Source organism: Nitratireductor aestuarii, assembly GCF_014641695.1.
GTDB lineage: Bacteria > Pseudomonadota > Alphaproteobacteria > Rhizobiales > Rhizobiaceae > Chelativorans > Chelativorans aestuarii.
In genome coordinates this window covers 16550-30656 of sequence record NZ_BMIF01000016.1, presented here as the reverse complement: position 1 = coordinate 30656, position 14107 = coordinate 16550, and the positions used below count along the sequence as shown (strand labels likewise).

Genomic DNA, 14107 nt, shown 5'->3' with positions numbered 1-14107 from the left:
CCTTCCGAATTTTGGAGAATTGTTGGGGAAAGTGACGGGCCGTTTCGGCCCGCCGCTTATGAGCCTAGCCCTGTTCCAGTGCCGCCTCCTGCTGCGACATGCGCGACTTTCGCGAGTGACGCACGCTGGCATAGACGCTCCAGACGAACAGGAGGAGTGAGCAGACCATGATCGTGGCGCTGATCGGACGGTTGATGAAGATCTCGGGATTGCCGCGGGCGAGCAGCATGGAGCGGCGGAAATGCTCTTCCAGCAGCGGACCGAGGACAAAGCCGACCAGCAGTGGCGGCGCCGGGAAGTCCGTGAGCTTCATCACGTAGCCGAGGATACCGAAGCCCGCCACGATCCAGAGATCGAACACGTTGTTGTTCACGGTGAACATGCCGATGCAGATGAAGATCAGCACGATGGGATAGAGGATGTGATAGGGGACAAGCAGCATCCGGACCCAGAGGCCGATCATCGGCAGGTTCAGGATCACCAGCAGTACGTTGCCGATCCAGAAGCTCATCACGAGGCCCCAGAACATGCCCGGCTGTTCCGTGATCAGCTGCGGCCCAGGCATGATGCCATGCATCATGAGCACGCCCAGCATAAGCGCCATGCTGGCACTGCCCGGCACGCCGAGCGCCATGGTGGGGATGAACGAGGTCTGGTCGGCGGCATTGTTGGCAGTCTCAGGCGCCACGACACCTTCGATCGCGCCCTTGCCGAACTGCTCGGGATGGCGCGAAATGCGCTTCTCCACCGCATAGGAAACGAAGGCTGCAATCGACGGACCGGTTCCCGGCATCGCACCGAAGAACGAACCGATCCAGCTGCCGCGGAACATGGGACCCCAGGAGCGGCGCCAATCCTCGCGCGTCGGGCGCATCGCGCTCCACTTGGCTGCGGACTTGTCCACGGCCTTAATGTCCACGCGGCCGATGCTGTAGAGAATTTCCGAGACGCCGAAGAGACCCATGGCAAGCGCCGTCAGCGCAAAGCCGTCGTCCAGGTGCACGATGCCGAAGGTAAAGCGCGGCACGGCGGTGTACATGTCGAGACCGACGGTGCCGATGAGCAGGCCCAGGATGATCATGGAGAAGCTCTTGGTCGCCGAGCCTTCGGTGATGGCCGAACAGGCTATCAGGCCAAGCACGATGATCGCGAAATATTCGGGCGACTGGAACGACAGCGCGAATTTGGCGATTGCCGGCGAGAAAACCGTCATCAGGATGATGCCGACCGAGCCGCCAACGAAGGAGCCGATCGTCACCATCATCAGCGCGATGCCGCCACGTCCCTGCCGGGACATCGGGTAGCCGTCGAACGTGGTTGCCGCACTGGAAGCCGATCCCGGGAGGTTCAGCAGGATTGCGGCCGTGCTGCCGCCGTAGGCCGTGCCGTACCAGATGCCCGCCAGCATGATGAGCGCTGTCGTGGGTTCTAGGTAGAAGGTCAGCGGAAACAGGAGCGACATGGCGGACAAGGCGCCGATGCCCGGAATGACTCCGAACAGCGTTCCCAGAAACACGCCGATGAAGCAGTAGAGAAGGTTAGTGCCGGAGAAGGCGACACTGAGCCCTAGGGCAATATTATCCGCGAAGCTCATCAGAAAGGCCACTTGAAGAGAGGAAGCGGAACGCCGAGACCGACCGAGAAGGCGAGGTAGCAGAGCGTCGGCAGCGCGACGAGCAACGCAAGGAACTGAACCTTGGTCATTTTCAGTTCAGCGAGGCTCGCGAGAACCAGCACGCAGGCCACGGCAGGCGCCATACCCAGCGGTCGGGCAACGAGTGAAAAGACGATGATCGCGCCGACGACACACAGGAAGTTGCGCCACTCGAACTTTTCGATCTGTACCCTGTTTGCAATGCTGCCCGCAGCGATGATGGCGCCAAAGCCGGTGAGCAACCATCCGAGGCTGAAAGGCATCAGCCCGGGTCCCATCCGGCTGATGGTTCCAAGCGGCATGGTTTGATAGCTGTAGGCTGAGACGAAGAGGCCAAGCCCTATCAGGGCGCCTCCCCCGACAAAATCACGGGAAGTCCATAGACTCATGTGCCATTCCCCTTTTTCGATCCGACGCGGCACTTCCGGATCATTGTTTGTATGGGCACATCTTATAGGTGGGGTCTCTCAGCGCTATAGCCCCATATCGATAGCAGCTATAACCGCGATGGCGGTTGGGCGCCGAACCAGCATGGCGCCTCGGTTCCGTGGGCATACCGATGTGAACCAGAGCCCGGCGCGGGCGTTGTCCGCTGATGTTCACACGACAGAAGGAATGCCGATCCCATGTCGGACTATACGCTCTACTACTGGTCCGTCCCCTTCCGGGGACAGTTCGTGCGTGCCGTACTGGCCTTTGCTGGAAAGAGCTGGGAAGAACCTGGCGATGATGAGATCGTCAGGCTGATGAGCAGTCCTGTCGAGGACCTGCCGATCCCCTTCATGGGACCGCCCTTGCTCGTCGATCACGGCAATGACGCGGCCATCTCGCAGATGCCCGCCATCATCCTCTATCTGGGCGAGACGCTGACCTTCTGCCGAATGACCCTGTACAGAAGGCGCTGACGATCAAGATCGTCAACGACGCCAATGACGTCATCGACGAGATCACGCTTCAGGGCGGGCAGCAGATGTGGACGCAAGAGAAGTGGGACGAGTTCGTGCCACGGCTGAAGAAATGGATGTCGTTCTGGGAAGAAATCGGCCGCCGGAACGGGCTTGGGCCAGAAGAAGGTTTCCTTCTTGGCGGTGATGAGCCGGGCATCGCCGACGTGATCACTGCAACGCTCTGGTCAACGATGACGGAGCGGTTCGAAAAGATCGCCGCAATCCTCGAGGAAGCCGCGCCGACCACGGCAGCTCTCAGCAGACGCGTCGCCGCGCTTCCCTCTCTTCGCGATCTGGCCGAGAAGGCGCACGAAGAATACGGCGATGACTATTGCGGCGGACAGATCGAACGCGCGCTGCGCAAGGTGGCCAGCTGAGCCACCTCACCAGCGAGCCAAGCCGGGTTACTCGCCCGGAGCGGGTTGAGCCTTGGCCTTCAGCTGAGCGGCCGAGGCGCGCTGTGAAATCACAGCGCAAACCATCAGCTGCATCAGATGGAACACCATTAGCGGCAGAACGATGAGCGAGATATCCTCGCCGTGGAAGAGAATGCCCGCCATCGGAAGACCGGTTGCGAGGCTCTTGGTCGAACCGACGTAGAGCAGCGCCAGGCGGTCTTCGCGCGGCATGCCGGTTCCCTTGCCAGCGGCAAGCGAGATGCCCATGACGATCGCCAGCAGCACAGCACAGAGACCAATGATGATCGCGAGGCCCTCAACCGAAATCACCTGCCAGATACCGTTCACCACGCCGGCCGAGAAGGCGGCATAGACGATGAGCAGGATCGAACCACGGTCGACGATCATCGTGGGCAGCTTGTGGCGGTTCAGGAAGCCGGAAAGAAGCGGACGGCAGAGCTGACCTACCACGAAGGGTAGCAGGATCTGCTGGCAGATCTTCCAGATGGCCGAAGGGTCGATGGAAACATCGGAATGCGTGACGATCAGCAACGAAAGCAGCAGCGGCGAAAGCACCACGCCAAGCAGGTTCGAAAGCGAGGCCGCGCAGATCGCGCCGGCAACGTTGCCGTTCGAGACGGACGTGAAGGCAATCGAGCTCTGAACCGTCGATGGCAGGCAACCGATGTAGAGGAAGCCCACGGCAACGGCGCCCGGCACCAGGCTTGACGTGATCGGGCTTCCCACGATCGTCAGCAGCGGGAACAGGGCAAAGGTGCAAAGCAGGCAAAGCGCCTGCAGGCGCCAGTTGGTCAGGCCCTGCGTGATGGTGGCGGTGGAGAGCTTCGCACCATAGAGGAAGAAGAGAAGTGCAACCGCCCAATAGGTTACGCTGGAAAGCACACTCGCGAAATCACCGCGTGCCGGCACGAAGGATGCGAGCAGGACGCACCCGATGAGGGCCAACATGTACCAATCAATACCAATACGCTTCAGTGCGTTATGCATTTGCGCGAATGCCTTTTTATTCTCGGGTCAACAGGACCAACGGCGCCCTCATCGTCGCCGTTCCCATAACTGTCAATGAGGCGGGAGCAAATGAATGAAACTATCCACGTTAAGCGCATCGCAAGCGAGCGCATTTTGCCCGACGAGGCGTTCCCGATGCAGCCTCTGCCTAGTCATGAACCTCTATGCTCAACGTTGCGGCATCTTTGTGGCCGCAAGCAGATGCATTTCAGCGCGGTTCATGCGGTCGATGACGTGTTCCCGCGCCTCATCGATCTTGCGCTGATCGAGCAGCCGAATCAACTCCACATGATCCTCGAGCAAGGCTTCAAGATTGTACTGCCGCGAGGTGGCGACTGCCGCCATGGCGAGCTGCAGCCTGGCCAGCAATCCCTTGTAGAAGTCGACCAGCTCGGCGGATCCGATGAGCCCGACGATTTCGATATGGCAGGCGATGTCGGCCTGCACGATGTCGCGATGGTCGCGTGCCCGCACGGCGTCAACCAGCCGGTTTGTAGCCTCGATCAATGGCTGGAGTGCTGAGTCGTCCCTGTCGGCATAGGCGGTGATGCCGCCCGTCTCCAGGAAACGGCGTGCGCAGTAGATTTCCTGGATGTTCTCCGGTCCAAGCCGCGTGACGTGCAGGCTGCGCGTGGTCGGGTTGCGCGTGAGGAGGCCTTCCGCCGTAAGCGTGCTCAGAACCTCCCGGACCGTGGCGCGCGACACACCCATGTCGCGGGCCAGCGCTTCCTCGGTGACTGCGGTGCCCGGCAGGAGCTTGCGGTTAAAGATGTCGTCGCGCAGCAGCTTGGTGCACTGTTCGCTGACGGTTTCACGCTTTACGCGCATCGGGTCTCCATTCGGCTTCGATGGGACGGGGCAACACCAGAAATCATGCAAGACTTAACCGATATCAGTGTTGCCACGCCCAACGCCACAGATCCAGCTTCTGGGCTTATTGCTCCCCAGGCTTTCTGGGCGCGTAAGGCGTTCCATAGGTGTGGTTGACCAGGAACCGCTCAAGCCGGAACTCGTCGAGGGCCTCCTGCTGCTCGCCGAGGATCTCGGCAGCAACCGCTTCGCCGAGATAAGGCGCCAGAGTCACACCGGAGTGAGTCGCGACGACATACATCCACGGCATTTCCGGAACCGGACCTGCGATCGTGCGGCCGTCTTCCGGCATTACGCGCTGACCCACCATGATCTTCTCGATGACAGCACCTTCCGTGCCATCCATGACCTCGCTGAGACGCTTCAGGAACGTAGCGCCAAGCTCGGAATCGGCAGCCGGCACATCGCGCGGGTCAGCCGTCGAGTCGAGATCGAGCGCCTGCAGCATCAGGCGACCGCCGCCAGCCGGGCGAACATTGAGCCAGGGGCTGGTGATGAGTCGCGACAGACGCACAGGAAGCGGATTGGTGACGGCCAGGTAGCCCACAACGATGTCGCCCGGCGAGGTGAATTCGAGCACCGGCACATTCGCGCCGGCGAGCGCCGCCAGCGACCGCGTCCAGCGGCCTGCAGCGGAAACAACCTTGTCGACCGCAAGCGTCTCACCGTTGGAGAGCGTAAGCTCAGCGCCCTCGCCCTTCTGCTGAATGCCAACCACAGCGGTGTTCGTCAGAATTTCGGCGCCAGCCGCGCGTGCCTCGCCCAGCACGTAGCCCAGATATTTCTCCGGATAGACGTAGCCCTCATCCGTATAGTGGGCGATCAGCCGAACGTTCTCCGGCAGCTTGACGTCCGGCAGCAGTTCCTTCGCCTGTGCAGGGGTGAGTTCGTTAACCCCATATCCCCAGGAACGGAGGCGTTTCACCCGGGCAGTCAGATTTTCGAAATGGTGATCGTCCACGGCGAACTCGACATGGCCGCCAAGACCGATCCAGCCGCTATCATCCCGAGGGGAGAGCTGCGTATGCGCGCGCAGACCGGAGAGGTTCAGGCGGAAATATGCCGGCGGCTCCTTCCCGTTCGAATTGATCCAGGCATAGGACGTGCTGGTCGTGCCCGACCCCGGATTGCCCTGTTCGATCAAGGTGACGCTCACGCCACGACGGGCGAGCCTTGCTGCTATCGTCGCGCCAACGACGCCAGCGCCCACTACCGCAACTTTCATCCAAACCTCCGTATTCCTTGGTTCCCAACGGCTTGTGTCATTATACCGTGGCCACAGTCTGACTGTCTTACAATGGAATTGCAAGGCTGTGATTTGTTCTGGATCAAAAATCTTTCCGGTACCAACGGTTTTTCACCGAGGCGTAGTTGCCAGCTGCGACAAACTGTGTTTCTTTTTTTGTCAGACAAGCATACGGCATCCGATGGGGGATCGTGGAGCGAGTACCTGAAGGCGCGGCAATGGCCCGAGCATGGCAGGGTTCTTGCTTGAAGAACACGAGTCGGCAAACGCGTCGCGGGCGCGTTCATCCGGATGGCAGCGTTAATGAGGAGTATCGATCGGCGCGGTTGCGCCCACGAGATCACAAGAATCTTCTCTGTGAGGAGCAAGAACCCGGAAAAGGGCGGACCTCACGCTATTCAGTTTTTCAACCACAAGACGGGAACGCCTTCGAAACGAAGGCCAAGCGGGAGAAATAAAGATGACCCTTTCGTCCATCACGCGGCGTGCAGCCATTGCGCTCGGCTCTGCAACGGTCGCAACAGCTCTCATGTTCGGCAGTGCTTCGGCACAGGACAAGTATCCGAGCCGTGACATCACCTTCATCGTTCCTTACGCCCCCGGTGCTTCAGGCGATCTCCTGGCCAGAAAGTACGTCGGCCTTCTGAGCAAGATCCTGAACGTTACCGTGGTCGTCTCGAACGTTCCGGGCGGCTCCGGCACGATCGGTACGGTCGAGATCTTTGGCGCGGCACCCGACGGCTACACGATCGGCTATGGCCACAATTCGCCGCTCGCGATCGCTCCCCACAAGAACGCCCAGCTTCCCTTCAAGAACGTTGAAGATTTCACCGCCATCGGCGGCTTCGGCCACCAGGCAACCACGGTTACGGTCAAGGCTGATGCCAAGTGGCAGAACTTTGCCGAGTTCTTCGAGGATGCCAAGGCCAAGCCCGGCGAACTCTCCATCGCGGTTGGCGGTGCCGGCAACGTCAAGGACATGCAGCTCCAGCAGCTCGAGAAGGCTGCCGACGTTGACTTCAACATCGTTCCCTTCTCCGGTGGTGGCGCCGAGGCTGTCGTATCCGTCATGGGCGGCATCACCGACGCTGTTGCCGTCAACGCATCAAGCGTTCGCGGCCAGATTGAGTCCGGCGACCTGCGCCCGCTCGCTGTCATCGCAGAATCTTCCGAGAAGGAGATCGACGGCTTCGAGGTCGTCAATCCGCAGAGCTACCCGGGCATGAAGTTCCTGCCGGACTCCTCAGGCATCGTCGGCCCGAAGGGCATGCCTGCTGAAATCGTTGTCGTTCTCGAGAAGGCTCACTTCCAGATCCTGGAAGACGAAGACTTCAAGAACATGCTGATTTCCGACAGCTACATCATCGAGCCGACCGGCGCAGAAGCTTACCACCAGCAGCTTCTGAAGGATTACGCGAACTTCGGTGAGATTTATGGGAAGTAATGCTTCCTCTGAGAGCATTCGCACGTGGCGCATCGGCCGAGCAGTGGCCGGTGCCCTCGGGCTACTCTTCGCGATACTTTACCTCATCGAGGGAAGAAACCTGGATATCGGGCGCCTCAACGCGCCCGGACCGGGGATCTTCCCCCTTGTCGTCGGCGTGATCTTTGCGCTGGTGAGTGCTGGCGTAATCGCCGACGCTCTCCTGACCAAGGATGCCGGCAAGGCTAGCTTCCCGCAGGGCGAAGATCGTAAGCGGCTCGTCACCATCTATGGCTGCTTCGTTCTCTATGCGGTCCTGTTCAATGTGATCGGCTTTCCGCTCGCGACCTTCGCACTGGTGACCCTGTTCACGCGCATCGTCGGTGAAATCTCGTGGCTGAAGGCGATCCTGTGCGGCCTGGGTACGACGTGCCTGATGTGGGTGGCCTTTGTCGTTCTCCTGAACGTCCGCCTGCCGATGGGAATATGGAGCTGAAATGGACCTATTGTGGAACCTGCTACAGGGATTTGAAGTCGCCCTGCTTCCGCAGAACCTCCTGGCAGCTCTGATCGGAGCCGCACTCGGCACCGCCGTGGGTGTTCTTCCCGGCCTCGGGCCGTTGGGTGGCGCTGCGCTCATCCTCCCCTTCACCTACTCCATGGAACCAACGGCAGCGATCATCATGATCGCAGGCATCTATTACGGCGGCATGTATGGAGGATCGACGACGTCCGTCCTCCTCAATGTGCCCGGAGAGACCGCTTCCGTGGTCACGACGCTGGACGGCTATCCGCTGGCCCAGAAAGGCAGAGCAGCTCCAACGCTGTTCATCATGGCGATAGGCTCGGCCATAGCCGCGTTCATTTCGCTGGTGCTCCTGATCTTCTTCTCGCCATGGCTTGCCCGCTTCGGCCTCAAGTTCGGACCGGCCGAATTTTTCGCGGTCATGACCTGCGGCCTGATCCTGCTGTCGCGCGTTTCCGGCGGCAATCTGGTGAGCAACCTGTTTCCACTGATGATCGGCATCATAGCCGGTACGGTAGGCCAGGAAGCGGTAAGCTCCGTCCCGCGCTTCACCTTCGGCTATTTTCCGCTGATCGCTGGCCTTGAGCTGACCGCCATTGCCATCGGCCTCTTCGGCATTGCCGAAATCCTACGGACGATCGAAGCGAAAGAGTCGCTGCCCAAGGTCATGCGCATCCGCGTGCGTGACATGCTGCCGAGCCGCGACGAATGGCGACGCTCCTGGGGTCCGTGGGGACGCGGCTCGCTGGTCGGTTTCGTGTTTGGCCTACTGCCCGGCCCGTCTGCCGCTCTCTCGTCCTTCACCTCCTACCAGCTTGAGAAGAAGGTTGCGAAGGGTCGCGCGGAAATGGGCAAAGGCGCCATCGAGGGCGTCGCCGGTCCCGAAGCGGCGAACAACGCCGCTGCTACCTCCGGCATGATCCCTGTCCTGGCGCTGGGACTTCCGTTCTCGGCCACGCTGGCGCTCATCCTGGCAGCCCTGATGATCCATGGCATCCAGCCTGGTCCCCTGCTCCCGACCAAGCATCCCGACATCTTCTGGGGCGTGATTGCATCGATGTTCGTCGGCAACATCATGCTCTTGGTGCTGAACATCCCGATGATCGGCGTTTGGGTTTCCATGCTGCGCGTGCCGTCATGGTTGCTCGGAGCCTTCGTGCTGGTGATCGCGACGCTCGGCACCTATAGCGTCCGCGGCAACATGATGGATGTCTACGTGCTGGCAGCGGCTTCGGGCTTTGGATACTTCTTCCACAAGCTCGGGTTCAGCCTCTCGCCCCTGATCCTCGGATTGATCCTTGGACCTGAGATCGAGAAGCACATGCGGCAGGGACTTTACCTCTCTCGCGGGCATCTCACCTACTTCATCGAGCGCCCGATTGCCGGTGCGATTTGGGGCGTAACCATCACCGTCCTGATCATCGTGCTCGTCATGCGCTTCGTGAAGAAGGACATGTCGCGCAAGATGGCATCCTTCGAGATCGAAGACTGACAAGACTGGCGCGCTCCGGCGCGCCGGCCCACAAATCCCTAGAAACAGCTGCCGAGTCGTCGGAGGTAACAGGTGGAACAGAAAACCGGTTCGTATCGCCCTTCAACCGCGCCCTTCCGCGCCAGGGTCATGGGGCACACCCATGCGGTGGCAGCTGGACACTATCTGGCGGCGCAGGCCGCATTCCAGGTTCTGGAAGCAGGCGGCAACGCCATCGATGCGGGCGTTGCGGGCGGCATCGCGCTCGGCGTGGTGCAGAGCGAATATGTCGGCTTCGGCGGCGTCGCCCCGATCATGGTGCGCATCGCCGAGACCGGCCAGACATGGACCTTTGCCGGCGTCGGCCATTGGCCCGCTGCAACCGATGTCGAGTTGTTCCGCACCAAATACGAGGGTCGCATTCCGCGTGGCATCCTGCGCACCGTCATTCCGGCAGCGCCTGCATCGTGGATCGCGGCTCTCGCCCGCTTCGGCACGATGACCTACGGCGAAGTGGCAAGCGCGGCGCTGCGCTTTGCCCGCGACGGCTTCCCCATGCCGGGGCTGATGCATCACATCATCAATGATGCGGCTGATGAATATCGCAACTATGAGACAAACGCCGCGATCTACCTTCCGGGCGGCCGGGTACCGCCCGTTGGCGAGCGCTTTGTCCAATCCGATCTCGCCAACTCGATCCAGTACATGATCGACGAAGAGAAGAAGGCGCTGGCTCGTGGCGACCGCCTTGCCGGCCTGAAGGCTGCGCGCGACGCGTTCTATCGTGGCGATATCGCCGCGAAGATGGTCCAGTACCACAAGGAGAACGGCGGCTGGCTCGCCATGTCGGATCTCGAAGATTACGACGTCGATTGCGAGCAGGTTTCGCCCGTTAAATTCGGCGAAATGGACGTCTACACCTGCGGTCCATGGTGCCAGGGGCCAATCCTCGCCCAAACCATGGGTATGCTGGACAATTTTGACCTTGGGGCGCTCGGGCACAACTCGCCGGAATACATCCATCTCATTACCGAGGCGCTGAAGCTCTCCTACGCCGACCGCCAGGCCTATGTGGGCGATCCCAAGTTCGTGGACGTTCCTTACAAGCAGATGCTCGACCCGGCGTATTTCAAGGATCGCATCCGCAACATCTCCATGGAACGTGCCGCGCCGGGCATGCCGCTGCCGGGTGATCCGCGTGGCTTCGTTCCGCCGATGCCTGATCCGGCAAAGCCGGAAGACGACATCGAGCACATCGATACGTCCTACATCTGCGCGGTCGATCGCTACGGCAACGCGTTCTCGGCAACGCCCAGCGATGGGTCGTCAACTTCGCCGATCATTCCGGGCCTTGGCTTTGTCGCGTCCAGCCGCGGCGTCCAGTCGTGGACGGAGGCCGATGCTCCGGCTGTTGTGGGTCCAGGACGGCGTCCGCGCCTGACGCCAAATCCGGTGATCGTCCACCATCCGGATCACTTCGTGCAGCCGATCGGCTCGCCGGGCAACGACGTGCAGCCGCAGGCAATGCTCCAGGTCCTGCTCAACATCCATGTATTCGGCATGACGCCTCAGGAAGCTGTCGAAGCACCGCGCTTCGCGACGTTCAGCTATCCGCGTTCTTCCGCACCGCATTCCTACGATCCCGGCATGATGAAGCTGGAGGCTCGGATCGATCCTTCCGTCGCGTCCCGCCTGAAGGAACTGGGCCATGACGTTCGGGATTGGCCGGAATGGGAGTGGACTGCGGGTGCCGTCTGTACGATCCTTGCCGACAAGAGCAAGGGTGTTCTCGAGGGTGCAAGCGATCCGCGTCGTCCGACAGCAGCGCTTGCATGCTGATTTCAGGCGCGCGTTGAGCGCGCCTCACCAAGTGTTTGTTTTTTCGCAGTTCCGGACGGAAAACCGGTACCTTCTTTCCCCGGAACTGTTTCAAGGAGTCTCTTATGGCTGACAGCCAATTTTCCTATGCGTTGCCCTACCCGGCCGCGCGCAAGCCTGTCATGGCCCGCAACGTCGTATCGACCTCGCAGCCGCTCGCTGCTCAGGCAGGTCTTTCCGTCCTCGCGCGCGGCGGCAATGCCATCGACGCCGCCATTGCTGCCGCAGCGGTTCTGACCGTCGTTGAGCCAACCGGCAACGGCCTTGGCAGCGACGCCTTTGCGATCATCTGGGACGGAAACGAGCTTCACGGCCTCAACGCGTCAGGCCGTTCGCCCGCCGGTTGGACACCGGAACGCTTCGCCGGTCAGGACAAGATGCCGGCGCGGGGCTGGGAAAGCGTCACGGTACCGGGAGCGGTGTCGGCCTGGGTTGAGCTCTCCAACAAGTTCGGCAAGCTGGATTTCGAGACGCTCATTCAGCCGGCAATCGGCTACGCCGAAGATGGATTCATCGTTTCTCCGGTCATTTCCGAGCTTTGGGCCAAGGGTGCAGCGCTGCTCAAGGAGCAGCCAGGCTTTGCAGAGACCTTCATGCGGGATGGCCGCACGCCGCGCGCCGGTGAGGTTTTCCGCAACGCGCCGCTCGCCGCAACCTTGAAAGCTATTGCAGCGACGAAGGGTGAAGCCTTCTATCGCGGTGAGATCGCACAGAAGGTCGCTGCCTTTGCCGCAGCACATGGCGCGGCACTGACGGCGGAAGATCTCGCCGCTCACACGAATGACTGGTGCGGCACCATCTCCATGGGCTTCGGCGACGTGAGCCTGCACGAGATCCCTCCAAACGGCCAGGGCATCGTCGCGCTGATGGCGCTCGGCATTCTTGGCGAGTTGCCGGTGGGCGACTTCGGACCCGACGATGCGCAGTCCCTGCACTACCAGATCGAGGCGATCAAGCTCGCCATGGCGGATACGGAACGCTACGTTTCCGACCCCGACTACATGAAGGTCAGCGTCGAGCAGCTGCTTGACCGGGACTACCTGAAGTCACGCGCCAGGCTCATCGATCCGGTGCGGGCGCAGGAATTCGGCGCCGGTGCGCCGACGGCTGGCGGAACGGTCTATCTGACAGTGGCCGACGCAAGCGGCATGATGGTGTCCTACATCCAGTCCAACTACTCGGGCTTTGGCTCGGGCGTGGCGGTTCCGGGAACCGGCATCCATCTCCAGAACCGCGGCCTCGGCTTCACGCTTGAACCCGGCCACCCCAATCAGGTCGGCCCGCGCAAGCGTCCGTTCCACACCATCATCCCAGGCTTCCTGATGAAGGGCAACGAGCCGCTCATGAGCTTCGGCGTGATGGGCGGACCAATGCAGGCACAGGGCCATCTGCAGATGGTGGTGCGCACCCAGCTCTATGGTCAGAATCCGCAGGCTGCGAGCGACGCGCCGCGCTGGCGCTATGTGTCGGGCCTCAACGTGGCGATCGAGACCACCATGGCTCCGGAAGCGATCTCCGGCCTGGAAGAGCGCGGTCACCAGATCACCCGCGAAGAGCCGGACACTAGCTTCGGCTTCGGCGGTGCTCAGCTCATTCATCGCCTCGACGAAGGTTACGTCGCTGGCTCCGATCACCGCAAGGACGGCATGGCCGTCGGTTTCTAACCAGAAAAAGGAAATCTCTCGATATGGAACGCATGAGAAGGGGCAGGATCCTGCACCAGATCACCATTCACAACGGCATCGTCTACACGGCGGGTCTCATCGCGGACAATCTGGACGCCGACATGGCTGGCCAGACGCAGCAGCTGTGCGACAAGATCGATGCCATGCTGGCAGAGGCAGGATCAGACAAGTCGAAGCTCATCCGCGTCCAGATCTTTGTGACGGACATTTCCAAGAAGCCGGAGATGGATGCGGTCTGGCTGAACTGGCTGGGCGATGACCTGCCCTGCCGCTGCACCGTTGGCGTTTCCGATCTCGGCGACCCGCGCATCCTGATCGAAGTCGTCGTTACGGCTGCGCAGTAAACAACTTGTGATATCGCTTCAGATGATCGTCTCCGGACGATCATCTGTCGTGTTAGCTTTGATCCAGCTGGAACGAAGACGTTGTGGCCCGTTACTTGATTATCATGTTAGCCAAGGCGTCGGGATCGGTTGGAAGCTCCGCAGCACCGGGCTGAATACCGTTACGGCTCAGGATGTAGGCGGCCAGATCAACATAGTTCTGGTCGCTGAGTCGGCCCGGTCGGTCTGGTGGCATCGTCCCATGCATGAAGTCGACGAGCGCGCCGACGCTGTTTTCAAACCATTTTTCCTTGAATGCCACGCCCCTCAGCGGCGCACCGCCAAACTCGCCGTCGTCAAGGTTTTCGCCATGGCAATCCAGGCAGTTCTGGCGATAGAGCCCTGCGCCGCGACTCGCCTGGGCGCTGGTGAAGACGGCCGGAGCATCCTGCGCAACCGTGATTGCGGTCCCCGACATCAAAGTCATTGAGCCTAAGGCGATGGCGAGAACGCTTCTCAACGCTCCCTTACGATCAAAGTATGCAAAGGCCAAACCTTCCTCCCTTCCTGAGAACATGGGATCATTTGTAGCCCAAACGATCAACGTGTCTACTAGTTAGTCTTACGGCTAGTACCAATTTAGTAAATACGTGATTG

14 protein-coding genes are annotated in these 14107 nt (G+C 60.8%); 8 read left to right on the top strand and 6 right to left on the bottom strand.

Features of this window, described 5'->3' with window-relative positions; translation table 11 throughout:
• Positions 1-64 precede the first annotated feature (64 nt).
• Both IEX27_RS18780 and IEX27_RS18775 read right to left on the bottom strand, forming a co-directional pair.
• The gene (locus tag IEX27_RS18780) at positions 65-1594 is read right to left on the bottom strand and encodes a tripartite tricarboxylate transporter permease (protein ID WP_188722635.1); all 1530 of its coding nucleotides are present in this window, start codon (positions 1592-1594) and stop codon (positions 65-67) included.
• Entirely contained in the window at positions 1594-2043 is a 450-nt protein-coding gene (locus IEX27_RS18775; RefSeq protein ID WP_188722634.1) for a tripartite tricarboxylate transporter TctB family protein, read from the bottom strand. Before IEX27_RS18775 ends, IEX27_RS18780 begins: the two co-directional genes overlap by 1 nt.
• Positions 2044-2280: 237 nt before the next feature.
• On the opposite strand from IEX27_RS18775, the gene IEX27_RS21445 reads away from it, so the two are divergent.
• A complete protein-coding gene (locus IEX27_RS21445) occupies positions 2281-2559 on the top strand; it encodes a thioredoxin domain-containing protein (protein ID WP_244630455.1) in 279 nt (92 codons plus the stop codon).
• Positions 2529-2978 (top strand): hypothetical protein, encoded by a 450-nt coding sequence (locus IEX27_RS21440; protein ID WP_373869898.1) that lies wholly within the window; start codon positions 2529-2531, stop codon positions 2976-2978. Before IEX27_RS21445 ends, IEX27_RS21440 begins: the two co-directional genes overlap by 31 nt.
• Positions 2979-3005: 27 nt before the next feature.
• On the opposite strand, the gene IEX27_RS18765 is transcribed toward IEX27_RS21440, so the two are convergent.
• The 3 genes from IEX27_RS18765 to IEX27_RS18755 all read right to left on the bottom strand — a co-directional run bounded on the left by IEX27_RS18765 (position 3006) and on the right by IEX27_RS18755 (position 6123).
• Positions 3006-4007, bottom strand: coding sequence for a bile acid:sodium symporter family protein (locus IEX27_RS18765; protein WP_188722633.1), 1002 nt, complete (start codon positions 4005-4007; stop codon positions 3006-3008).
• 189 nt (positions 4008-4196) lie between these two features.
• Positions 4197-4856, bottom strand: coding sequence for a GntR family transcriptional regulator (locus IEX27_RS18760; RefSeq protein WP_188722632.1), 660 nt, complete (start codon positions 4854-4856; stop codon positions 4197-4199).
• Positions 4857-4962: 106 nt separating this feature from the next.
• Positions 4963-6123 (bottom strand): NAD(P)/FAD-dependent oxidoreductase, encoded by a 1161-nt coding sequence (locus tag IEX27_RS18755; RefSeq protein ID WP_188722631.1) that lies wholly within the window; start codon positions 6121-6123, stop codon positions 4963-4965.
• A gap of 481 nt (positions 6124-6604) precedes the next feature.
• Between IEX27_RS18755 and IEX27_RS18750 the strand changes: the two genes are divergently transcribed.
• The 6 genes from IEX27_RS18750 to IEX27_RS18725 all read left to right on the top strand — a co-directional run bounded on the left by IEX27_RS18750 (position 6605) and on the right by IEX27_RS18725 (position 13471).
• Positions 6605-7588: a Bug family tripartite tricarboxylate transporter substrate binding protein gene (locus tag IEX27_RS18750; protein WP_188722630.1), complete on the top strand. Its 984-nt coding sequence runs from the start codon at positions 6605-6607 to the stop codon at positions 7586-7588.
• Complete coding sequence (locus IEX27_RS18745; protein ID WP_188722629.1) at positions 7578-8063, top strand: tripartite tricarboxylate transporter TctB family protein; 486 nt, start codon at positions 7578-7580, stop codon at positions 8061-8063. Before IEX27_RS18750 ends, IEX27_RS18745 begins: the two co-directional genes overlap by 11 nt.
• Position 8064: 1 nt before the next feature.
• Positions 8065-9585 carry a tripartite tricarboxylate transporter permease gene (locus IEX27_RS18740; protein WP_188722628.1) on the top strand — a complete coding sequence of 507 codons (1521 nt, stop codon included), beginning with the start codon at positions 8065-8067 and terminating at the stop codon, positions 9583-9585.
• A 72-nt stretch (positions 9586-9657) separates the two neighbouring features.
• Positions 9658-11403, top strand: a complete 1746-nt coding sequence (locus tag IEX27_RS18735; RefSeq protein WP_210315569.1) for a gamma-glutamyltransferase family protein — start codon at positions 9658-9660, stop codon at positions 11401-11403.
• A 104-nt stretch (positions 11404-11507) separates the two neighbouring features.
• Positions 11508-13106, top strand: a complete 1599-nt coding sequence (locus IEX27_RS18730) for a gamma-glutamyltransferase family protein (protein WP_188722627.1) — start codon at positions 11508-11510, stop codon at positions 13104-13106.
• A gap of 23 nt (positions 13107-13129) precedes the next feature.
• Positions 13130-13471 carry a RidA family protein gene (locus tag IEX27_RS18725; RefSeq protein WP_188722626.1) on the top strand — a complete coding sequence of 114 codons (342 nt, stop codon included), beginning with the start codon at positions 13130-13132 and terminating at the stop codon, positions 13469-13471.
• 91 nt (positions 13472-13562) lie between these two features.
• Here IEX27_RS18725 and IEX27_RS18720 read toward each other — a convergent pair whose 3' ends face one another.
• Positions 13563-14003, bottom strand: coding sequence for a c-type cytochrome (locus IEX27_RS18720; RefSeq protein ID WP_188722625.1), 441 nt, complete (start codon positions 14001-14003; stop codon positions 13563-13565).
• Positions 14004-14107: the final 104 nt, after the last annotated feature.